Here is a 23166-nt window from a genome sequence, read left to right as displayed (position 1 = left end):
GAACAAGACTTTTGTCGTCTTGTTCAGGAATGCTTTCGTCAAATTTTTTACTAGATTAGGTTACCATTATTCAGAGGTTGATTCTCCGATTACATCAGGAGAGCTTGCAAATGGATTGGATTTGTTTCCAGGAGCTGGTACTTCTAGCTCTGGGAGCTGGTCTTGTAAGTCTTCAAGCGTTGGCATGTAGAACGCTGAAAGAGTAATAGAGTAAGAAAACTCCTGGATCTTATCTTCAACATTCGTTAATTCAGTAGAACCAGAAAAAGCGACAGACTCAATCACCACTCGTCGATTTAAACCTTCAAGAGCACCTAAGAAATCCATCAAGTCCTTATAACTAGGGGAGGTGACGGATAGATTGACATTTAGCTTTTTGATTCCTTCTGGAAGAGGCAGAGGTTGATATTGCTCTTCACCCTCAGTAGCTTCAGTTTCTTGAGTAGACTGGGGATTTTGTGTAACCTCACTAGATTCATTGGTTGTTTCTTGAGTAGCTTGAGGATTTTGAGTTCCCTCGCCAGTTTGATCTGTTGTTTCTTGAGTATTCTCCGCACCTGCATCCTCTAAAGTTCTTGCTGCTACATCTCCTTCAGAGAAAGACATATTGGAGATTAAGCTATTAGATATAACCTCTGCTTGGTTTAAATCCAGGATTAGTTGCTCAAGCTGTTGTTTCACTGGTACTTTTTTTTGCAGTTCAGCTACACTTTGCGGTGATGGTGCACTTGTACCCGCCAGTTTCTCCTCAATTGTCGCAAGCAATTTTTCTTCGGTTTGAAGTTGCTGTTCTTTGTTACTAATCTCGGTTTTCTTTGGGTTTAAGAACAAATAGTTTCCACCGAAAATCACCGCAGAAACAATTACAACCGCCGCTATTAGCACCAATAGTTCTTGTTTCGATAAGCGAAGGCTCATGATTCTTCTCCTCCTTCGCTAGTAGCTACGGAGTTTTTATTGTTTTGCTCAGCATTGATGTATTTTCGATTTAACGTTAACTGATACTGGCCAATATATCTTGGAACAATATCCGTATTTGTTTTTGATTCTTCCACTTCTTTTTCTGGTTCCGTGTCAGTAGTGTTTTCATCTTCGCTTGTTTCCGGTGCCTCATCACCATCAGTATTTTCTTGCGTCTCAGTCGAACTAGATTCAGCTGTTGCCGGTTCACTTGTACTGACCGAACTTAACGTGACTGCCTCAAACCACTCGGAATCTAGCAATGTTTTTAAATAATAGGCTGCTTCTTTACTCGTATCAAATTGGACCGTTAAGTTGACAGTTCCTGATTCAGCGTAAGAAATATTTTCAATAAAGCCCCGTTTCGGCAACAGAGCTGTTACATGCTTAATGATTGGCACGGTTTTTAAAGGGTCCTCACTTGCCCATTTAACGGCCGTTTCAAGTGTGGCAACTGAGTTTGAAGCTTGATCGCTGACAACTTTTTCCTGTTGAATTTGAACCAATTGCTGAGTTGTGGCAATTTGATTATCCAATGCTACAAGTTCATTTTTGTAACTGTTTCCTTGCCATAAAAGTGTAATCCCTGCAACTAGCATTAAAAGAACAGCACCTAAGAGGATACCAATGAGTTTAAAATTTCTAGGTTGTTTTTTTGGTAACAGGTTAATTTCAACAAGCATCGGTTACACCTCTTTTAAAGCTAGTCCCAAAGCAAGATAATGCGAGGCTGGCAACGGTTTATTTTTAACAGTAGGAATATCATTATTATGAAGCATATTTACGGGAATCTCTAAACGGCTCTGCAATTCTACTATAATCCTCTTTAAAAGCGGATGGTCACCAATCAAGAGGATTTTCGACAGTTCATTTTTCCCTTGGTTTAACGAGAATTGATAGAAGTCAATCATCATATTAATCTCTTTCGTTACTTCTTCAAATTGCTCCATAAACTGTGTTTCATCCCCAATAAAAGTAAACTGTTGAAAGCCACTTCGACCAACTTGCGTATTCCATTGTTTATGGTCAAACGAAAGCTGATGGTGACGCGTAAAGAAGGGAATTTCATTTTCAAAAATACTCATCGTTACTAAGTCTAAATCATACTGGATAATAAAAAGGTTTTCATTTCCAGGCTTTTTAGCAAATTGATGGTAGAGTCGATACAGGGCAAGCGAAGACATATCGGCTGCCTCCGGGCTTAGTTTAACCGAAGAGAATAACTCTGAATACCCCAATATATGCTCGCGATGTGCAGCAAATAGTAAGATTTCACGCTTTTCTTCTTGCTGGGGTAGAACAATATAATCAAAGACCGGATCTTCAAATGGCAGATGGACACTTTCACCAATCTCCAAATACAGATAGCCTTCAATTTCATCTATCTCAACATCCGCAGGAATCGGCACTTTCCGGATCGTCACAAACGGATCCGGGACAAGAAACCGCACCTTGCGTCGTTTTATTTTCCAAACATCAATACATTCTTCAAGAATGATTTTCAGTGTTTCCTGATCAATAATTTTTCCTTCCTTAACAATCCCTGGCGGCAAAAAACGCTCTCCCCATTTTAAGGGAAGAGAGTCTTGTCCGTTTTTCAGTTCAATGTAGCGGATGCTATGATCATTAATCACAATCTCAACGGGACGAGATTTTAATGCTATGAGGGGCAATGCCATTTGAGTTCCCCCTTCAATTAGAAGTATAAGTTTAAGTATAGTGCAACCAATGTATCACCGAAGTAATAAGCGATTAGTGTTCCAACAGCAATAAATGGTCCGAACGGAATCGGTTTACCTTTCTTTACAAGCCCTAAGGCCATGCCTAATAAGCCAAGAACAGCTCCTAGTAGGGTCGAAAAAAAGAAAGATAAAAAGAACATTTTCGTGCCAACTACAAAGCCAATTAACGCAAACAACTTAATGTCCCCGCCACCCATGCCTCCTTTGCTGACTAGGGCAATCACGAGCAATAAGACAAATCCTAATGCTCCGCCTGCAAGTGAATCCCACCATGGCGAGAGCGGGATAAAAATTCGTTCCAATAAAAAAATCCCTGCAAATACAAGCAACACTTTATCAGGGATAATCATATAAGCGATATCAGAAACGAGAATAATAATAAATAAAGAAATCAGTGTTAACGCTATAATCAGTTCAGGCGTCCAACCAACAAGCAAAGGTGCAATGGCAAACAAGACACCAGTCAAAAATTCAATACTTGGATAAATAGGAGAAATCCGCGACCCACAGCCGCGGCATTTCCCCTTTTGAATGTAGTACGATAACACTGGTATTAATTCTAAGGCTCTAAGCTTGTGTCCACAGCTTGGACAATGCGAGCCTGGATAGACGATTGATTTTCCAACCGGGACTCTAAGACCAACTACGTTGTAAAAGGATCCTAGGGTAATTCCATATAGAAACAATAAGGAACTTATCAAAGTATTACCTCACTATAATAGTATACTAAAAAGCTTCCTAATAATAATGTTACTCTTCTGCTGATATACCAGTTCCACTATTAATTTCAGCTATAGTTGCATCACTGAAAGTGATTGATTTTCCACTTTTTGTGATTATACCTGTAATTGCTAACTGATTTTCGCCTGTCGCAGTGGTATCATAATTTACAGTGATACTAGGATCAGAATCTAATTCCACATCAATATATGGATCTAACATACCATAATTTATTCCACCACTAGGAACTTCTCCACCGGAAGCAACATATAATTTCGCGGAATTTAATATCTGTATTGCGTCAGACTTAATTGCATCCTTTTCAGATTTATCAATTACACCTAAAATACTTGGAACCGCAATCGCAGCAATAATTCCTAGAATAACAATAACTGCTAAAAGCTCTATTAATGTTAAGCCGCGTTGATCTTTAAGACGATTTTTGACCTTTTGTAACATGTTTTTCTCTCTCCCTTTTAAAATATCTTATTTTTTGTTCAATATCTTGAACTTAGTTCTATTATACTATGACTATTTGCCAATAAAAAAGTATTTTTTACAATATCCAACAAATTCCTAACCCACATGATTAAACATATCAAACATTGGTGTCAGTATCGCAAGAACAATGACACCAACGATACCAGCCAAAAAGACAATCATTAACGGCTCAATCAAAGACTTTAGTTTATCAGTACTATTCTCGACTTCTTTTTCATAGAATTCAGCTACTTTTGAAAGCATCGCATCTAAAGACCCAGTTTCTTCACCAATCGAAATCATTTGCGTTGTTAGGGGAGGGAAAGCCCAGTGCTCCTTCATCGGACCCGTTAATGAACGTCCACGTGCCAAGTCCTCTCTTGAAGCTTTAATGACACGGGAAATAACTTCATTTTCAACGACACCCTCAACAATTGAAAGTGCGTTTAAGATTGGAACTCCCGATGAGAATAATGAGCTTAGAGTTCTTGTCATTCTTGCTAATGCGGCTTTTTGTAGCATTTTACCAAATATTGGCATTTTAAGTTTGATTATATCCATATAATATCTTGTTTTTTTTCCATTGTTTAATAGGTTTAATCCCAGCGCCAAGGCAATAGCTAAAAATAAAATTAACCACCAATATACCTGTGTAAATTCACTAGCGTTCAAAACAAATTGCGTGATTGCAGGCAAGTCTGCACCGAAATCAGCAAACATACCCACAAATGTAGGGACTACTGAAACGAGCATAAAGATAACAACTGCGACAGCAATGATTCCAACAACAACAGGATAGGCCATGGCGGACTTAATCTTTTGTCGCGTATTATGTTGTTTTTCAAAATGCTCCGCTAGTCTCTCCAAAGTTTCTTCCATATTCCCGCCTGCTTCACCAGCGCGAACCATATTAATAAATATAGGTTCAAAGATCTTTTTATGCTTTTCGGCGGCATCAGAATAAGGACGCCCTTGACGAAGTTCGCTTTCTATATCTTCCAAGGCAATTTTTAACTTTTTACTTTCCGTTTGCATCGCGAGGATATTCGTTGCATCGACAATTGTTACCCCGGCCTTAATCAAAGTAGCAAACTGTCTCAAATATATTACTAAATCCTGAAGTTTGACTGGATTCCCAATCGAAAGATCCTTCGTCATAATGGTTTCTGGCACTTCGGTCATATCGACAATCCGGATACCATCAGCTCGAAGCTTTTCCATTGCCTCACGTTTTGAGGCTGCAGTCACTGTACCTGACTTTTTCCCTTTGCGGTCGCGACCGGAATATTTAAATCTCGCCATATTAGTTCGCCTGCTCGTCTAAAAATTGTTTGGCCGCATCTTTTGAGATGACACCAGATTGAACTAAATCTTTAATGCTCGTCTCAAGCGTATGCATCCCTTGTGCTCGCGACGTTTGAATCACGGTTTCAATTTGATGAATTTTATCATTTCGAATCAGGTTGGCAATCGCGGCATTATTGATCATAATCTCTGTCGCTGCCCGTCTACCTGAGTTGTCAATCGTTTTAAACAACCGCTGCGAAATAATCGCCAACAGAACACCAGCAAGCTGTGTTCGAACTTGGGGTTGCTGTGCTGGGTCAAATACGTCAATCATCCGCTCGACTGACGCTGGGGCACTTTGTGTATGCAAGGTACCAAACACTAAGTGTCCTGTTTCTGCTGCGGTGATGGCTGTTTGAATTGTCTCAAGGTCTCGCATTTCCCCAACAAGAATCGCATCTGGGTCTTGCCGTAATGCAGCTCGTAACGCATTTGCAAAGCTTTTTGTATCAGCACCGATTTCACGTTGATCGATAATGCAATTGCCATGATTATGGAGATATTCAATCGGGTCTTCAATCGTGATAATGTGCTTGCGCATGGTTTGGTTCATATAGCCAATCATTGAGGCCAAAGTTGTTGATTTCCCACTCCCTGTTGGTCCAGTGACAAGGACAAGGCCCTGAGGCTTCTCAGTAATATGCCTAATAATCGGGGGCATTTTCAAATCATCAATCGAAGGGATGTTGGTCGAAATTACACGGATTGCCAAGGCGACACTGCCACGCTGGGTGTACACATTGACACGGAAGCGAGAGATAGCTGGAACGGCATAACTAAGGTCAAGTTCTCCGAGTTCTTTAAATCGATCCCATTGATCTTCAGGAATCACTGCTTTTGCGATTCCTTCAGTATCATCTGGAAGCAGAATTTCTTTCCCGTATCGTTTTAACTCACCATTAATTCGGAACATCGGCGGGACGCCAACAGTTAAATGAATATCGGAGGCTTTCAATGCAAAACCAGCTTTTAAAATTTTGTCGATTTTTTCTTTCACATGTATCCACCTCTATTCAGGAATCGCGACACGAAGCACTTCTTCGGTTGTCGTTAATCCCTGTTTTACTTTTAATAGCCCATCATCAACGAGAAAGATTGTTTTATTTTGAATCGCAACTTGTCTTAACTTCGAGATAGGCTCCCCGTTCATAATTAAACGGCGAATTTCATCATTAATCATCAACACTTCTTGAATCGCAATCCGACCTTTATAGCCAGTCATACTACATGAAGCACAGCCTTTGCCGCGCATGACCTTTTCAATTTTCAAGCCGCGCTTGGCAAACATTTCAACTTCTGCTTTTGTTGGTTCATGAGCTTCACCACAGTCACGACAAACTTTACGAACAAGACGCTGCGCAACGATTCCGGACAAGGCTGTCGCCACTAGAAACGGCTCTACCCCCATATCGATAAGCCGATTAATTGAGCTAATCGCATCATTTGTATGGAGTGTACTTAGAACGAGGTGACCCGTCAGTGAAGCTCGTACTGCTGTTTCGGCTGTTTCACGGTCACGAATCTCCCCGACCATGACAATATCCGGATCCTGACGTAAAATCGCCCGTAGTCCGGCGGCAAAGGTCATTCCAACGTTCGTATTCACTTGAATTTGAGAGATTCCCTCAAGCCGAAACTCAACCGGGTCTTCGACGGTGATGATGTTAACACTTTCACTATTTAGCTTGTTTAAAGCAGCATAAAGCGTCGAAGATTTCCCTGAACCAGTGGGTCCGGTAATTAACATAATCCCATTTGGTTTTTCAATCAATTTATTAAAACGTTCAAGATTGATTTTGTTAAAACTTAATTTTTCAAGATCGGTAATCGCACTAGACAGGTCGAGAATCCGCATAACGATTTTTTCACCATACACAGTAGGTAAAGAAGACACTCGCAAATCAATTGGATGATAGTCAATCGTCACTTTAATCCGACCATCCTGGGGCACACGATGTTCGGTAATATCAAGATTCGACATGATTTTTAACCGGGCAATTAGCATGCTTTGCATTTGTTTTGGCAATGTTCGCTCCACACGTAATAAGCCATCGACGCGGAATCGGACAATCACTTTTGTCTCTTGTGGATCAATATGAATATCACTCGCTTTTTGCATCACAGCGCTTAGTAAAATTTGATTCACTAGTTTAACAATTGGAGACGATTCATCGGTGATACTTTCATCTTGACCTGAATCACCTTTAGTGGTTTCATTCAATTCATCGAACTCTTCACCAACATCGTAATATTTATTAACCGCTCGTATAATGTCGTCTCGCGTTGCAATTACCTTTTCAATTTGGAAGCCAGTTGATAACCGTAAATCATCCACTGCAAAGAAATCCATCGGATCGGCCATCGCAACGAGTAATTTATCTCCTTCACGGCGCAACGGAACCACGAGGTTACGTTGTGCTGTTTCCTTAGAAATCAGTGTAAAAAGGTTTGTATCAAAGGGATAACCATATAAACTAATATGTGGGATTCCAAGTTGAACTTCCAACACTTCAATCAATTGCTGTTCGGTAATTAATCCCTTTTTCACAAGCAAATCGCCGGTTTTCTGACTTGATTGCTTTTCCTGTAATGCCTCTTGAAGCTGTTCTTCTGTAATTAAGCCCGCTTCAACAATTAAGTCACCAAGCCGTTTTCTAGTTTGTTTCATTTAGAATCACCGCTTCAAATGGTTTATTTTTCACTTTCATTTGGCTTGCCCCAGAAGTCATTGTCTAGACTATCTTTTTGTCCTTGTCCTTGGGATTCTTTAGTAGATTCATTCGTATCAGTTGTTTCTTGATCAACTTCAGTCGAACTGTCAGCGTTAGTTGTGTCAGTGGCCGGTTCCGTATCATCTTGAATTGTGTCCGTAGTCGCGTCATCGCTCGTCGTACCTGCCTTTAATCCATGAACCTCTACTTTTTCAACTGGCACATAGAAATCCTCTGAAATGATTTCCTCACGTAACAACTCACCCTTTTCTCCTAGCACCTTACGTGAGATTTTAATCAGATAACCATGCTTCCCTGCTTCTTTAACCTTATTTTGTTCTGGAAGCAGCTGCGGGCTATACTGAATAATGGTTTTTGGCTTAAACTCTTTTTTGTCACTTTCTACAATTTCGTATTTGTATAAAAATGGGCTTCCTTTTAGTTGTACAGTCAATACAGGATAACTCCATTGAAGTTCAATCATATACTCTGTATCATTTGGGTTCCCAAAGACAAAATCCAAGTGATTATCAGGATTAATTTTTGCTTCATACCCCAACTCAATATCATCCGGTAATACTTGTCCGATATGGCGTTCAATAATTTCAAAGTTTGTAGAAAGGATGGTTGAGTAAATTCCAGAAGCAATCATACTGCTTATTCCTGATGGTATCGCAGTCAACTGACTTTCTTCTAATAATTTCACAAACGAAATTTGCGATTGAGCAGGAACGGTAATTGGTGATAACGCCTCAACCCAGTCCTTCATTGCCACGCTTGCACCGTGAAGAGTGAGTGTATTTTCACTAATTGTTTCATTTTCTGCATCTGTTTCAATTAATTGGTTAACCGAAAGTTCCTGCTGACCGATTGTTAAATTTTGCCCAAAAGCAAGCAATTCGTTTTTAATAGCTGTAATAGCTGTATTATCTAGTGCTAAGTTTGAAGATAGCTGGATTAGGAATCCATCTAGATCCTCTGAATCGATTGAAGCAAGCAATGGATTCTGTTGACCGTTTTGTGCAGTATCGATTGAACCTTGAATATCAAATTGATAGATATCCAGGTTAACAGGAATTTGTTTCTCTTTATATTTCACATTAATTTTGGCTTCTGCTTGCCATCTTTGGATATGGTCAGCAATGCTTGTTCCTGCATCAGCCTTTGCCTGTCCGGAAACATCAACAGAACCAATGGTTGTCCCTGATAAAAAGATGTCTTCCTCACTTGTGACCGCTTCATACGCAAGGGCACCAAAATGTGAAAAACTATAGATAAATAAAGTACTAAGCAAAAGTACGATAAACAGTTTCATTCCTTGTTGTTTGTTCACACCTGTTTCCCCCTACAAGCTGTCACGCGTGTTTTATTTCATGCTAAAAAAGGAAAGAAACAGCCTCTATTGACTGTTCAGTCCTAAGTTTTATTTTACTTTTTCTAATTCCTCATCATCAATGATTTCTAATTCATCTTCTTCTAGCAACTGATTCCAAAATTCCGCATCCAACGCAGTTTCTTTCGTTTGTTCTTTCGTGTCTTTGTTATGAAAATCAACTTCAGGAATCTCATCCAACTCATCTAAAAAGTCTTCCGATTTTTCTTGGCTTTTTAGAACAGCTGTTGGCTTGCTCTGAATCTCATTTACATTCACTTCATCGAAGCCAGGAATTTCTGCTAACTCATCTTCGTCTAGCGTTAAGTTGCCTTGTAATCTTGTTGGAGCACTTTTTACGTTATCAACTGGAATTTCAGCTAACTCATGTTTATCTGTTATAGGTTTTAAGCTTTCAACGTTCTCTTCGACTGCTAACAATTCTTCCATATCAGCAAGGTAACTAGTTTCAGACTCTTCTTGATTGATTTCATGATCCACAGCTTCACTTGTAGCGGCAATTTCTTCAGTAAATAATGTAAGATCGAGACCATCTTTATCAGACTTACCATTTCCAAAGAGGATGCTTGGTTTCGCTTCTCCAGCTTGTCTCAATGCTTTGGCTAAGATTCCAGTTTGTTCTGGCTCTGTCGTTTCTTTTTGCTTTTGATCGGATGTTGCAATATAGCTAAAGGCATCATTGACATTTTCCGGGATGACCGTTTGATTCACAGGTTGCAGCAACTCATTTCCTTCTTCTGTTGCAACCTCAAGAAATCGGTCCATTTTATTTCTTAGCAAATAGGCCGCGAGACCGACAAATAACAAAAGAATTAAACCGATTTGCCATAGTTGAAGAATAGGTGTAGCAATTAACCCTACTAACGAAATCAATAGGGATAGTGCAAAGATCACACCTTTCCCTTTTACTGAAAAGCCCAGTGGTAAAAAATATAAAATAGGTAAAAGGACCAGTATTGCAATACTGGCGAATAGAAAGCTCACCACTTCGACACCCCTAATCAATATTCAATCTATTTCTATCAATTTCTACATAATTAGACACAGTCCATTTTCCTTATTGTATTACACAAAAAAGTATTTTAAAAGAAGAATAGATAACAATCTAATGTCAATTAACACAAAAAAAGGGAAAAATTCCTTACTTTTTAACATAGTTCTTTTCTCTTATTTAATGTATAAATGATATGATAGAGTTGAAAATAGCGGAATACCCTTGAAGGGATTGGATCAGATGAAGGTTCTACGTAATAATAACGGAGTTACACTTATTGAAGTGCTGGCTGCACTAACTATACTATCAATTATTCTCGTATCTTTAATGAACATCTTCCCTCAAATGGGGAAGATGAATAAATATAATGAAGATAAGGTACAAGCCATTTCACTTGCTAAAGAATTATTAATTGAATGGCAAGAAAATAGTGAAATGATAACCTATATTTCGAATCCGGATACAACACTCTTATTAAGCTTGGATCCACCACAACTTGCGGATGGCTATTATGTCTTCAACACTACTAAAAATGATTTTAAAGCTACCATAAATATAAAAGAAGTGGCTAGTAAAATTTCAAAGCTTCATAATGCGCATCTAATTGTTGTTCGGCTTTTAAATGACAATGACAAGGTGGTTACTGAGACATATGGATATATCTTAGTTCCAAAGGCGGGATGATTAATGAGGAATGATCGCGGTTTAACCTTAGTCGAAGTACTGGCCACTATAACTATTCTATCTATTGCAGGAATTCTTATCTGGCAAGTATTCTTCCAAGGCTTTAATTATTCACAAAAATCAATTACAAAAAACATGATGATGCAGGAAGCCAACATTATTACTACCAGCTTACTGAAAGTACATCAAACAGTAAACTCATATGAAATTGGAAGTGTTCGGGAAGATTCACCTTGTGGAATTATTATCAAATATAATGGGGAATCTCAAATTTTTGACCCCGACCAAATTTGTGTCACATACACCACGACACTACCAATCTCCCAAACTGGTGGACAGATAGTGGGAGGAAGTGGAAATATGCCTGATGTCCCACTAACATTAACCCTGACAGATAAAAATAACACAAATAATTCTATAGACGTTAAAATAACGCTTTATCGTCTAGGGAGGGAGACTGTAGATGAATCGTCTGAATAACGAAAAAGGGTACGCTCTCGTCACGGTTTTATTAATCATCGTTGTATTTCTAATTGTTTTCCTTTCTTTCATGGGACAAGCTTTTAGCAGTGTGAAGCAAAATTCAATTGTTGAAAGTTCCTCACAGTCAACTGCTGTTGCCGAAGCAGGAATTGCATATTATAAGGTTGCCATTCAACAGATATTTGAGTCAAGCGGAGCTGAAGTAAATCAGAAAGTGAACGACAACCTAAATCCTCTTCCTGGTGAAGATATTGATGAAGCAGCAGCTAGAGAGGAAGCTATCCTTGCCACAGCAGAAATTATCAAACGTGAGCTACAGAAAGAAGGACCTGTCACCATCGAAGCTAATAATGACGCGATTTTTGAAATTAATAATATTTCAACTGCAGTTGATACTGATACGAATGAGGTAAAAGTTCATTTTTCTGTTAATGGAAGCGAGGGAGACAGTCATCCGACTGCCCTAGAAGCTGATGTACTGCTCAATTTAGAGTCGATTATAGTGAATCAAGACTCAATTAATTTTGTTTTACCTACATTTAATGAAGTGCCCTTGCCGGAAACCGGGTGTACATCGTTTACTTCTGGCTGTGACGCCATCTTAGTAGATGGCTCAAACCCACTACCTGGAAAAAACAATAATAATAACGGAAATAATAACGGTCTTTCAGATAAAATTGCCTATTCTACTAACCCTAATAATGTTTTTACAATTGATGGTAATGCAAATAACTCAGTTAATTTGAAAATCCATTCTGAAGGTGGGATTAAAATTGGAAGTAACATGAATGGTGCTTCCAAACTTACTATAGAAACTAAAAAGAACGCAACCTTTGAAGGAAACTTAAAAGTCGATGTAGGATCAAGGATATTAGTCGGAGGAAATATCATTAATGGTAAACATTTAGAGCTTGATAACGGTTCTTTTGTATATGTTGGAGGAAATGCAGTTATCGATAAATTGGATATTTCCGGCAACTCTACGATGTGTGTACAGGGAAATTTGACTGTCAATAATTCTCAACCAAATAAAATTAATGGAAATCTATTTGTTAAAAGTGAAGTTGGGGACGAGATATTTGAACAACAGTGCGGTAGCCCAGCATCAATCAATCTTACCATTAAATGGGGGCAAAATATTGAAGCGCTAGTCGATCGTGTTGAGTATAATTAGGTAAAAAGCTAAAGGGCCAGCCCTTTAGCTTTTTACATTTTTTTCTTATTGTTTTAGTAGAATTTTACTACTTTGTGAGGTTATTCTTAAATAAGATTTCACTTCCGAAATAAAATAAAGCGAACCTGTAATGACGAGTACTTCCTCTTCTTTTAGTCTGGCAACTTCCTCAGACAAATAAGTTCGCCAGTCTTCCACACCTAATTTATGTTCAGAATGACTTAACTTCACCAAAGCTTCTGCTGCTGCGGCACGTGGAAAATCAAACGACACAAAGGTAATCTGGTCAGCGACTTGATCTAGTTGAGCAATCATTTTATCTAGCTTTTTGTCTTTTAAGGCTGCGAATACGATATGGATAGAGCGATTGGCGTACCGTGTAGACAATGTCTCCACTAATTTTGAAACTCCTTCATCATTATGCGCCCCGTCAAGGATGACTAAAGGCTGCTCCGAAAGAACCTCAAATCTTCCTGGCCAATAGGCAGCGCTCAATCCGGTTCTGATTGATTGCTCAGTGACTGTAATAAGCTTTTGTTCGTCCAGATATTGTAGGGCAACTACCGCTAAACTGGCATTCTCAGTCTGATGCTTACCAATCATCCCTAACTCTAAATCGGTTAAATCGCCAAATTTACTTTTCAAAGAAAACTGCTCACCTTTAGTCAAACCCTGATACTTAACTATTGAAAAATCCTCATTTAACACGAGAATTGATGCATTTTTTTCACTTGCTTGATTTTTAATGACCTGCAATGATCCTTTATGCTGAACAGCTGTAAACACAGGCGTGTTTTCTTTAATAATCCCTGCTTTTTCAAAGGCAATTTCTTCATATGTGTTTCCTAAAATATTGGTATGATCAAGCCCAATATTAGTGATGACGGAGGCCATTGGCTGAATGATATTGGTTGAATCCAATCTTCCACCTAAGCCAACCTCAAACAATACAATATCTACTGGATGAACGTGTCCAAAATAATAAAAGGCCATTGCGGTAATAACTTCAAACTCCGTTGGTCCCCCTAATTCGGTTTCTTCCAACTTATGTGCTAGTGGGTGTATCACGTTAACAAGCTCCACAATCTCTCCGTCGCTTATTGCCTGGCCATTCACACTTATTCGTTCATTGAATTGTTCAATATATGGTGACGTAAACGTACCCACACTATACCCGCTTGCCTCCAAAATCGAGCGTAGAAATGTTACTGTGGATCCTTTGCCATTTGTACCACCAATATGAACAGCCTTCAGTTTTGTTTCCGGTGAACCTAGCTCTGACATCATTGCTTCCATTCGCTTTAGTCCTGGCTTGATTCCAAGCCTTAACCTTCCATGTATCCAGTCAAGGGCTTCCTTATAAGTAGTAACCATTCCTGTCACCCCCCGTATACTTACTCAAAATAAAGAGGAGACGAATCCATTGTTGGAACCGTCTCACCTTATTATACCTTTTATTTATCCTTTTAGCTCTTGTATTCTTGCTTCAACTGCGGCACGTTTTTCTGTATAATCTTTTTCTTTTGCACGTTCTTCTTCAATGACCTTTTCTGGTGCTTTTTTCACAAAGCCTTCGTTGCTAAGCTTCTTCTGTACGCGCTCTACTTCTTTATTAAGTTTCTCACGTTCTTTCTCAAGACGTGCAATTTCTTCATCAATGTTGATCAAACCTTCTAGTGGTAGAATAATTTCTAGTCCAGTAACAACGGCTGTCATCGCCTTGTCTGGTGCTTCCACGTTGATACCCATCTCTAAGGTTTCTGGATTACAGAAACGCTCGATATAAGCGCGGTTCTTTTCAACGATAGCAAGAACTTGTTCGTCCTTTGCTTTTAAGAACATGTTAATTTTTTTACTTAATGGTGTATTCACTTCTGCACGGATATTTCTTACGGAACGAATGACCTCCACTAGTAGCTTCATTTCGGCAGCTGCAGCCTCATCAGTAAGTTCAGCGTTAACTGTTGGCCATTGTGCAACTGTAATGGATTCACCGGAGTGCGGTAGGTTCTGCCAAATTTCCTCAGTGATAAATGGCATAAATGGATGCAATAAACGCATCGTATGATCCAGTACATAAGCTAGGATTGAACGAGTTGTTTTCTTCGCTGCTTCGTCTTCCCCGTATAATGGAAGTTTTGCCATTTCAATATACCAGTCACAGAAATCATCCCAGATGAAGTTGTAAAGAACACGGCCAACTTCACCAAATTCATAGCGATCAGACAATCTTGTTACATTTTCAATCGCTTCATTTAAACGAGTTAGGATCCACTTATCCGCTACGGACTTTTCACCTGTTAAATCGATTTCATCATATTTTAATCCGTTCATGTTCATTAATGCAAAACGTGAAGCGTTCCAAATTTTATTAGCAAAGTTCCAGGTGGATTCTACTTTTTCCGTAGAGTAACGTAGATCCTGACCTGGAGAGCTTCCAGTTGACAAGAAGTAGCGTAATGAATCAGCACCATATTGGTCGATCACATCCATTGGATCAACACCATTGCCAAGTGATTTACTCATTTTCCGACCTTCAGCATCACGTACAAGTCCATGAATGAGAACATCTTTAAATGGACGCTCCCCTGTGAACTCAAGCCCTTGGAAAATCATGCGAGATACCCAGAAGAAAATGATATCATAACCAGTTACGAGAGCTGCTGTTGGATAGTAACGCTTAAAATCATCTGATTCGCTATCGGGCCAGCCCATTGTGGAGAACGGCCAAAGCGCTGAACTGAACCATGTATCCAACACATCTTTATCTTGTTCCCAATTTTCAATATCAGCTGGTGGTTCATGGTCAACATAAACCTCACCAGTTTCTTTATGATACCAAGCAGGAATACGGTGTCCCCACCATAGCTGTCTTGAAATACACCAATCACGGATGTTTTCCATCCAGCGTAGGTACGTTTTCTCAAAACGGTCTGGAACAAAGTTTACTTTATTCTCTTTTTCTTGTAGCGCAATAGCTTTATCAGCAAGTGGCTGCATTTTAACGAACCATTGTGTAGATAGGTACGGCTCAACCACTGCCCCACTACGCTCTGAATGCCCAACAGAATGCATATGTTCTTCAATTTTAAAGAGAATGTCTTGCTCTTGAAGATCTTTAACAATCTGCTTACGGCATTCAAAACGGTCCATGCCTTGGTATTTCCCAGCTTTTGCATTCATGGTGCCATCTTCGTTCATCACAAGAATTCTTTCAAGATTATGACGGTTACCGATTTCAAAGTCATTCGGGTCATGTGCTGGTGTAATTTTTACTGCCCCAGAACCGAATTCCATATCAACATAATCGTCGCCAACGATTGGGATTTCACGTCCAACAATTGGAAGAATGACCGTTTTACCAATTAAGTGCTTGTAACGATCATCTTCTGGATGAACCGCTACAGCCGTATCACCTAGCATGGTTTCTGGACGAGTTGTGGCTACTTCAATGTGGCCGGAACCATCTGCAAGAGGGTATCTCATGTGATAGAACGCACCTTGAACGTCCTTATAAATAACCTCGATATCTGATAGAGCTGTCTTTGTAGACGGATCCCAGTTGATGATATATTCACCACGGTAAATTAGGTCTTTTTTATACAAAGAAACGAAAACTTCGCGTACGGCTTTTGATAAACCTTCGTCAAGCGTAAAACGCTCACGGCTGTAATCGAGTCCTAAACCAAGCTTCGACCATTGCTGACGAATATGACCAGCGTACTCTTCTTTCCACTTCCAAGTTTCTTCAACGAAAGCCTCTCGCCCAAGGTCATAGCGGCTTTTGCCTTCTTCTTTTAACTTTGCTTCAACTTTGGCTTGTGTCGCAATCCCGGCATGGTCCATTCCTGGTAGCCAAAGTACATCATAGCCTTGCATTCTTTTCATTCGCGTTAAAATATCTTGTAACGTTGTATCCCAAGCATGACCTAGGTGCAACTTACCAGTTACATTTGGTGGTGGGATGACAATGGTGTAAGGTTGTTTCTCGGAATCATCTTTCGCTTCAAAAAATTTGCCATTAATCCACCAGTCATAGCGACCTTTTTCAATGGACGCCGGATCGTATTTCGTTGGCATCGTTAAATTATCTTCCATGGTTCTTTCCTCCTGATTTTTCCAATTAAAAACAAAAAAACTCCATTCGCCTTGTAAAAGGACGAATGGAGTGCGATTCGCGGTACCACCTTTTTTCCAATCAATAATCAATATAATGATTGGCTCTCAAACAAGATAACGGATTTTATCCGTCTTTAACTACTAAGATGTGAAAATCTTTTCGCTAAAGAAGCTCGAGGGCGACCTTCCGATTGCCTAACTTAGGAAATCTCTCAGCATTTGATTTCCCTCTCTTAAAGTAGGTTATTATCGTACTCTTCCCTGTCATTGCATTCATCATTTAATTATATTGTATATACTAACCAAAAAAGGTTCATAACGTCAATATTCATTGCCAATTTTTTTATAATATATACACTATGATAACAAAACGACACTACATTTATGCACTTTTATTGACCGAATGATACTCAAAAGACTCATCATTTTGTTTAAGACATTTTTCAGCTCTAGCTAATGCAATCCCTAGGATAACCCAAAGGAAAGGTGCTACGGAAACAACACTAATATTAAAAAAGGCTTGAACAAGATATCCCAAAATGGCTGAAAGTAACCCATAGAGAATAATTTTTTCATATTCGGATGCAATCCTAATAGCCTGGAATGTTTTCCTCACTACAAAAACTACCAATGAAAGATAAAGAATTAAAGCAGGTACTCCTAGTGTAATAGCTAATTGTAAGTATTCGTTGTGGGCTTTATCTACAATCATAAAACGGTTACCCAAGTATTGTTCTCGCTCTTCCGGGGTGGCGGGAAAAACATACTTGAAGGTATCGGGTCCCGATCCAATCCAGAAATAGTCTTTTACCAATTGAAGTGAATTTCTCCAGATAAACCAACGGCTAGAGCCTTCGCGCCCTGTTGTTTCCTGTAGAGCTATTTTTGATGCGTCCGAAAAAATAGAACCGAATCTATTGGAGAAGTCACCTTGTTCAGCTAGATTTATCATTACTGTCAAAGACATTAAAACGGAAAACAACAATAGCCACTTTTTCCATAAGTTTCTTCTTTTTAAAATTACTAATACCGTTATAAAGAGAAGTGCGCAAAATACCCCAAGCCAGCCGCTTCTAGTTCCTGTAAAAAGCAAGGCGACATATCCTAAACTAACTGCTGTTATATAAAACAAAATAGTCTTTTTGTTTTTAGCAGTCAAATACAACGCTATCCCTAGCATTATGATTAATACCAGATACGACCCATAAAAGTTGGGGTTCCCAAAGAATGCATAGCTGCGGTCGTAGCCTATCCTGCCGCTGCTTCGAGGTAGAAAATCTAGTTGATAATGCTGAAGTATTCCATAAACCGAAACAAAAACAGAAACACCAACAATGCCCTTTAGAACATTATGTAAATGGTTGCCTTCTATAAATCGATACGAAAAAAGAAAAATACTCCCATAAGCAATAAAAGTAAAAAGCCCTTCCGAACGATTCTCTGTTCCATAAATGGATGTCATTGGATTTTCAGATAGAACAGTTGAAAGACAGACTAGACTTATAAAAATGGATAGTATGATTTCAATATGATACTTTTCCCTATCTAGTTGTATTGTTTGATATTTTCGTTTAAAGATAATTAGTAGCCAATAAATAAAAACAAACATTTGCAAATAGAAGTATTTAGGTGTAGTGAATATGGGATCATATCCCCAAGGGAAAATCATAAGCGGAAAAAGTAAGATAAACCAATACATTATGTGTTGACTCCTTCTGAAAGTCTAAATCATCGCTGTTACACTTGGCGTAAGTTCCCAGTTTTCTATGACTTTTTAATTATGTCATTCCTCCTAGAACAATTCAATATGAAATTGGAAACCCCTTGAAATTGATTATAGTTTTGTAGATTAGGCACATATCCTCCATTTGTGTCATAAACTAAAAAAAAGCATCCCAAGGAGGATACTGATTTTGAGGAAACGGTATAATCCCTACACTTATCCGCGGTGGTTGAAAAACTTAAGGGCGGCTTGTGCGCAGTTTATGATTCCGATATGTGTGTTTCAGAGTATTCGAACGCTGATTTTTCCAACTGGATTTGATATTTTGTTACTTATGATCATCATTTTCCTAGCGGTCGCGATTCATATGCAAATCATTTAAAAGAGCCCAAGCTCAGCATCAACTTTGGGCTCTTTCTTGTTCGGCCTGTTGTTTGGCTTGCTCAATCGCCGCTTGTTTCTGCCGCTCAATTTCTTCGAGTCTCATGGCGACATATTCGGTGTTTTTTAAATGCCAGAATTGCCTTTGAAGCTTTTGAACTGCTTTTCTCTCATCCTGTTTCGTCTTCTGCATAAAATAGACCTCCGCTGTTCGTAGCATTCCCGTTGGATAAGCGAGATAGCTGAGAAACAGCAGGCGCTCATCCTCCTTTAACGGAAAATAGTTTAAATACATACTAATCCATTCAACCGCCTCATCTGACCTCTTCGGCCTTGTTTTTAAATAACGAGACAAGTAGGGCAGGATATCTTGAATCGGAGAACCGACTCTCGCCTTTTCAAAATTGGTAAAATAGCCATACCCTTTTTCATCATAAAGGAAATGCTCTGTTGAGAGATTGCCATGTAGTTGCACCATCCGAGCTTTCTTTTGATCCTTTGTCTTTTCCCTCCAGCTTTCAAGTTTTTGCTTCGCAAACCCCATCGCCTGACGGATATTGTTATAATACAAACAAAACGTTAGTTGAAAAGGAGACATATACCATTCTTCTTCGCTGGCTTCAATAAATCCTTCTAAAAATTCTTCATCTTTTTCATATTGTTTGATGGTATTTTCATAATGCTCTTCCCGTGCTTCCTGACTGATTTCAAGCTCACGAGATGACAAGGTATGCATCCGCGCTAACTCTCGAAACATTTGCACTGGGCGCTCGTCTCGGTTTTCTTTTTCATCATTGGAAAGCCAGGGCATTAAATAATACAACCGATTCTTCGCATAAACCGCATAGCGCCCATCTCCTGTTGGAAAGATTGGAACAATCCGGTTGTAACCTTTTTGATATAGGAATTGCACTTGACGAATAAAATCGATTCCCTTATGTGGGTCAATTTGTTTAAGTGCATACGTTCCTGTATTGGCATAAACCTTTTTAATTTTGCCATAATCCTCAACATAATAAGGCTTGATTCCATAGTTTGTAAGGATACCTGCTGTTTCCTGAAGTGCATGATCGTTATCCATAGGATTCACTCACTTTCACATCGAAAAGCGTAAGCGCCAGTTTAGCGAAGGAGTCGGTGGGCGCTAGTGCTGGGAATTTCCCAAAATTAAAACCTTATATTTTCTAGTTAAAACCAAGGTGTACGTGCCCATTTCTAAAAAAAGATGTGAGCAGGTTCAAAAAACCTGCTCTACATCTGTTTATTTTCTTATCTCTTACCTTCTGTCACATATCCACTAGGAACATATAAAACCTGACCCTCAGCAACATCCTGATCTAAACCTAGTTGATTTTGACTGATGATTTGTTGGACGGAAACATCATATCGGTCGGCAATTTGTTGAATGGTGTCACCTTGTTGGACAATACACACACGCAGCTTTGCGACCTCTGTTTCTTCTTTTCTTGCTAAAAACTCAGCAATAGATAGACCCTTTTTCTTAGACATCTTTTTCTTCTTTTTAGGCTTTTCATCCTCAGAAGAAGACGAGGAACTTGAGCTTTCTTCTTCTACCTCCATCACTTCTTCTGGTTGTGCTTTTTCATTAATAATTGGGACCTGTTGGACTTCAGGCTGTTCGGCTTCAGCCCGCGCTAACTCCGGTTCTGGTTCCGTAGAAGCTACAGTTGGTAATTCTGTCACGTTCGATTGAACTGGTGCTGGGTTTTCATTTGTCTCAGCAGAAGATGCGCTTGCTGCCTCTTGTGAGGATAACAATGCCGGCTCCTGACTGGTTGGCTGTTCTTGACGAGAAAGTACTGATTCCTTATTATTTTCTCCCACGCTTGGTGGCTCCTTTCTAGCCTCCGCTCTGAAAGGCTCATAGAGTCCAGCAGTTTCCTGGTTGTCATTGTTCTCTTGAGTTTCCGGCTGAGGTATAAAGGAAAAATCCCTGTATTCTGATTCTTCTTGTTCTGCCTGATTTTCCACCTTTTGAAATGAGGTGAAGACCTCAACAGGCTGCTCTTGTGCTGTTTCAGCCTCTGCTTCTGCAGTCGCTGATTGACGATACAATGGCTCTAAATCTGCCACTTCAACTGGCGAAGCTGTTTCTTCTAACTCACCTTCTTCACTTCCATGCTGCTGTTCTCCGTATAAACCGGTGATCGCAAGCTCAGCTGTTAGCTTCATGCTGTTTCTTTCTGGAAAGTCATAATCGAAGGACTCGACCTGTATGTCGATATCATAAATGCTTTCAATCCGGTTTTGAGGGATCGTGATATCGACCGGGAATTGATGAAGGAATTCTAGAACTCCTTCTTCTTCTTCACGCTCATTCACCGAGTGAACCTGCCTGCCAGCAAATTTAGGCGCTTCTTCTCCCTCTTCTACCTGTTCTGGGCATTTATATTCGCCAGTCAGCTCCAGCGAACCTTTAATCGTCACATATTGATCGTTTTCTTGGATGGTGATATCTGGGTCTAGCGAAATGGAGATAAGCTCTGCGACTTCCTGTCCTCTTTGAAACCATACCGATTCCTCAAGGGAAAACCGCAGGCACGATTGATTTCCCGTAGACAAAGCGACTCCTCCTTTCGTTTCACAAGCGTAAAATCACTATGTCAATTACACTTTATGACTTGAGGTCGGTGTTTATGATAAAAAAGCATGTTATGCGAAGGTAACGATATAAAATTATTTGTATGGATTGAGGAAGATGTAACATGTGGATGACAACGGTTGATTGGAGCGGAAGGTGCTTGACTCCTGCGGGAGCAGCGGGACAGGTGAGACCCCGCAGGCGCTAAAGCGCCGAGGAGGCTCACCGCCCGCCCCGCGGAAAGCAAGCACCTGGAGCGGAAATCAACCATTCCTTTTCAATCAACAAGAACTTCGAGAACAGAAACAAAAAACCCACATCTCCAAATAGAAATGTGAGTCTCGATATAAATATTACCCTTTAAGCTTCGAAAATGCTTTTTCTGCTGCTGCAATGGTTTTCTGAATATCTTCATCAGAGTGTTCAGTAGACAAGAACAAGCCTTCGAATTGTGAAGGTGGTAGGAATACCCCTTCATTCGCCATTTCACGGTAATAGCTAGCGAAATACTCGAGGTTAGACGTTTTTGCTACATCATAGTTGATGACTGCTTCATTTGTGAAGAAGAAACCAATCATGGAACCAGCGCGGTTAAATGAAACTGGAACATCATACTTCTCAGCTGCCGCTTTGATGCCTGCCTCTAGCATATCTCCTTTTTTCTTGAAGCCCTCATATGATTCAGGAGTAAGCTGGCTCAACGTCTCGTATCCAGCGGTCATCGCTAGTGGATTCCCTGATAGAGTTCCAGCTTGGTAAATCGGACCGCTTGGTGCGATTTGCTCCATGATTTCTCTTTTTCCACCATAAGCGCCCACTGGAAGACCGCCGCCGATTACCTTTCCTAGACAGGTTAAATCAGGCGTTACCCCGAAATGACCTTGTGCACAGTTATAACCAACACGGAACCCTGTCATGACCTCATCAAAGATCAATAGTGAGCCATATTCACTCGTTACATCACGCAAGCCTTCGAGGAAGCCTGGAAGTGGAGGCACAACGCCCATATTCCCTGCAACAGGTTCAACGATGACACAAGCAATATCGTCGCCAAACTGTTCAAACGCGTAGCGAACACTCTCTAAGTCATTATAAGCGACCGTGATTGTATTTTTAGCAACACTCTCTGGAACACCTGGGCTATCAGGCAAACCAAGCGTAGCAACGCCAGATCCTGCTTTAATAAGCAAAGAATCGCCATGGCCATGGTAGCAGCCTTCAAATTTAAGAATCTTATTGCGTCCTGTATACCCACGTGCCAAACGAAGTGCACTCATCGTTGCTTCTGTCCCAGACGATACCATCCGGACCACTTCAATCGATGGCACACGTTCGATTACAAGCTCGGCCATTTTGTTCTCCATCTCAGTAGGCGCACCAAAGCTTGTCCCCATTTCAGCGACCTTTTTAAGTGCCTCAACCACTCTGTCGTTGCTGTGACCCAGAATTAACGGGCCCCAAGAAAGTACATAGTCGATATATTCATTGCCATCAATATCGTAAATTTTTGACCCTTTGCCGCGCTCCATAAAAATCGGATCCATCTTAACTGATTTAAACGCACGAACAGGACTGTTAACGCCACCAGGCATCATGTTTTTTGCTTTTTCAAATGCTGCTATTGATTTTTCATAAGATCGCATCAAAACATCC

At 39.9% G+C, this 23166-nt stretch carries 20 protein-coding genes and 1 other annotated feature; of the genes, 4 read left to right on the top strand and 16 right to left on the bottom strand.

What is annotated here, in order from left to right; all coding sequences use genetic code 11:
• Positions 1-66: 66 nt before the first annotated feature.
• The 10 genes from H0185_RS20380 to H0185_RS20335 form a co-directional block, all read right to left on the bottom strand.
• On the bottom strand, positions 67-918 hold the full coding sequence (locus H0185_RS20380; protein ID WP_221875332.1) for a hypothetical protein: 852 nt from the start codon (positions 916-918) through the stop codon (positions 67-69).
• Positions 915-1643, bottom strand: a complete 729-nt coding sequence (locus tag H0185_RS20375) for a PilN domain-containing protein (RefSeq protein ID WP_221875331.1) — start codon at positions 1641-1643, stop codon at positions 915-917. Before H0185_RS20375 ends, H0185_RS20380 begins: the two co-directional genes overlap by 4 nt.
• A 3-nt stretch (positions 1644-1646) precedes the next feature.
• Positions 1647-2639 (bottom strand): type IV pilus biogenesis protein PilM, encoded by a 993-nt coding sequence (pilM, locus tag H0185_RS20370; RefSeq protein ID WP_221875330.1) that lies wholly within the window; start codon positions 2637-2639, stop codon positions 1647-1649.
• Between the two features lie 17 nt (positions 2640-2656).
• Positions 2657-3403: a prepilin peptidase gene (locus H0185_RS20365; RefSeq protein ID WP_221875329.1), complete on the bottom strand. Its 747-nt coding sequence runs from the start codon at positions 3401-3403 to the stop codon at positions 2657-2659.
• 49 nt (positions 3404-3452) lie between these two features.
• Positions 3453-3881 (bottom strand): type II secretion system protein, encoded by a 429-nt coding sequence (locus tag H0185_RS20360; RefSeq protein WP_221875328.1) that lies wholly within the window; start codon positions 3879-3881, stop codon positions 3453-3455.
• A 117-nt stretch (positions 3882-3998) separates the two neighbouring features.
• Positions 3999-5204 (bottom strand): type II secretion system F family protein, encoded by a 1206-nt coding sequence (locus H0185_RS20355; protein WP_221875327.1) that lies wholly within the window; start codon positions 5202-5204, stop codon positions 3999-4001.
• A 1-nt stretch (position 5205) separates the two neighbouring features.
• Complete coding sequence (locus H0185_RS20350) at positions 5206-6246, bottom strand: type IV pilus twitching motility protein PilT (protein ID WP_221875326.1); 1041 nt, start codon at positions 6244-6246, stop codon at positions 5206-5208.
• A gap of 12 nt (positions 6247-6258) precedes the next feature.
• Positions 6259-7917, bottom strand: coding sequence for a GspE/PulE family protein (locus tag H0185_RS20345; protein ID WP_221875325.1), 1659 nt, complete (start codon positions 7915-7917; stop codon positions 6259-6261).
• A 23-nt stretch (positions 7918-7940) separates the two neighbouring features.
• Positions 7941-9293 (bottom strand): VanW family protein, encoded by a 1353-nt coding sequence (locus H0185_RS24535; protein ID WP_221875324.1) that lies wholly within the window; start codon positions 9291-9293, stop codon positions 7941-7943.
• A 90-nt stretch (positions 9294-9383) separates the two neighbouring features.
• Complete coding sequence (locus H0185_RS20335) at positions 9384-10337, bottom strand: hypothetical protein (protein WP_221875323.1); 954 nt, start codon at positions 10335-10337, stop codon at positions 9384-9386.
• Positions 10338-10587: 250 nt separating this feature from the next.
• Here H0185_RS20335 and H0185_RS20330 point away from each other — a divergent pair, with 250 nt between their 5' ends.
• From H0185_RS20330 to H0185_RS20320, 3 genes are read left to right on the top strand one after another with little or no spacing between them, the layout of a single operon-like run.
• Complete coding sequence (locus H0185_RS20330; RefSeq protein ID WP_221875322.1) at positions 10588-11031, top strand: type IV pilus modification PilV family protein; 444 nt, start codon at positions 10588-10590, stop codon at positions 11029-11031.
• A gap of 3 nt (positions 11032-11034) precedes the next feature.
• On the top strand, positions 11035-11511 hold the full coding sequence (locus H0185_RS20325) for a PulJ/GspJ family protein (RefSeq protein WP_221875321.1): 477 nt from the start codon (positions 11035-11037) through the stop codon (positions 11509-11511).
• The gene (locus H0185_RS20320) at positions 11495-12688 is read left to right on the top strand and encodes a type II secretion system GspH family protein (protein ID WP_221875320.1); all 1194 of its coding nucleotides are present in this window, start codon (positions 11495-11497) and stop codon (positions 12686-12688) included. The genes H0185_RS20325 and H0185_RS20320 overlap by 17 nt, the downstream gene beginning before the upstream one ends.
• A 45-nt stretch (positions 12689-12733) precedes the next feature.
• Here H0185_RS20320 and H0185_RS20315 read toward each other — a convergent pair whose 3' ends face one another.
• From H0185_RS20315 to H0185_RS20305, 3 genes are all read right to left on the bottom strand, one after another.
• On the bottom strand, positions 12734-14062 hold the full coding sequence (locus tag H0185_RS20315) for a bifunctional folylpolyglutamate synthase/dihydrofolate synthase (protein ID WP_221875319.1): 1329 nt from the start codon (positions 14060-14062) through the stop codon (positions 12734-12736).
• A gap of 84 nt (positions 14063-14146) precedes the next feature.
• Positions 14147-16786 (bottom strand): valine--tRNA ligase, encoded by a 2640-nt coding sequence (locus H0185_RS20310; RefSeq protein WP_221875318.1) that lies wholly within the window; start codon positions 16784-16786, stop codon positions 14147-14149.
• A gap of 54 nt (positions 16787-16840) precedes the next feature.
• Positions 16841-17084: a binding site (T-box leader), on the bottom strand.
• Positions 17085-17189: 105 nt separating this feature from the next.
• Positions 17190-18506 (bottom strand): O-antigen ligase family protein, encoded by a 1317-nt coding sequence (locus H0185_RS20305; RefSeq protein WP_221875317.1) that lies wholly within the window; start codon positions 18504-18506, stop codon positions 17190-17192.
• Between the two features lie 214 nt (positions 18507-18720).
• Here H0185_RS20305 and H0185_RS20300 point away from each other — a divergent pair, with 214 nt between their 5' ends.
• A complete protein-coding gene (locus tag H0185_RS20300) occupies positions 18721-18912 on the top strand; it encodes a hypothetical protein (protein ID WP_221875316.1) in 192 nt (63 codons plus the stop codon).
• A gap of 18 nt (positions 18913-18930) precedes the next feature.
• Here H0185_RS20300 and ysxE read toward each other — a convergent pair whose 3' ends face one another.
• The 3 genes from ysxE to hemL form a co-directional block, all read right to left on the bottom strand.
• Complete coding sequence (gene ysxE / locus H0185_RS20295; protein ID WP_221875315.1) at positions 18931-19992, bottom strand: spore coat protein YsxE; 1062 nt, start codon at positions 19990-19992, stop codon at positions 18931-18933.
• A gap of 188 nt (positions 19993-20180) precedes the next feature.
• Positions 20181-21494 (bottom strand): stage VI sporulation protein D, encoded by a 1314-nt coding sequence (gene spoVID / locus H0185_RS20290; RefSeq protein WP_221875314.1) that lies wholly within the window; start codon positions 21492-21494, stop codon positions 20181-20183.
• Positions 21495-21866: 372 nt separating this feature from the next.
• Positions 21867-23156 carry a glutamate-1-semialdehyde 2,1-aminomutase gene (gene hemL / locus H0185_RS20285; RefSeq protein WP_221875313.1) on the bottom strand — a complete coding sequence of 430 codons (1290 nt, stop codon included), beginning with the start codon at positions 23154-23156 and terminating at the stop codon, positions 21867-21869.
• Positions 23157-23166 lie beyond the last annotated feature (10 nt).

Source organism: Mesobacillus maritimus, from assembly GCF_019749255.1.
GTDB classification, from domain to species: domain Bacteria; phylum Bacillota; class Bacilli; order Bacillales; family Cytobacillaceae; genus Mesobacillus_B; species Mesobacillus_B maritimus_A.
This window is presented reverse-complemented; position numbering and strand designations above follow the sequence as displayed.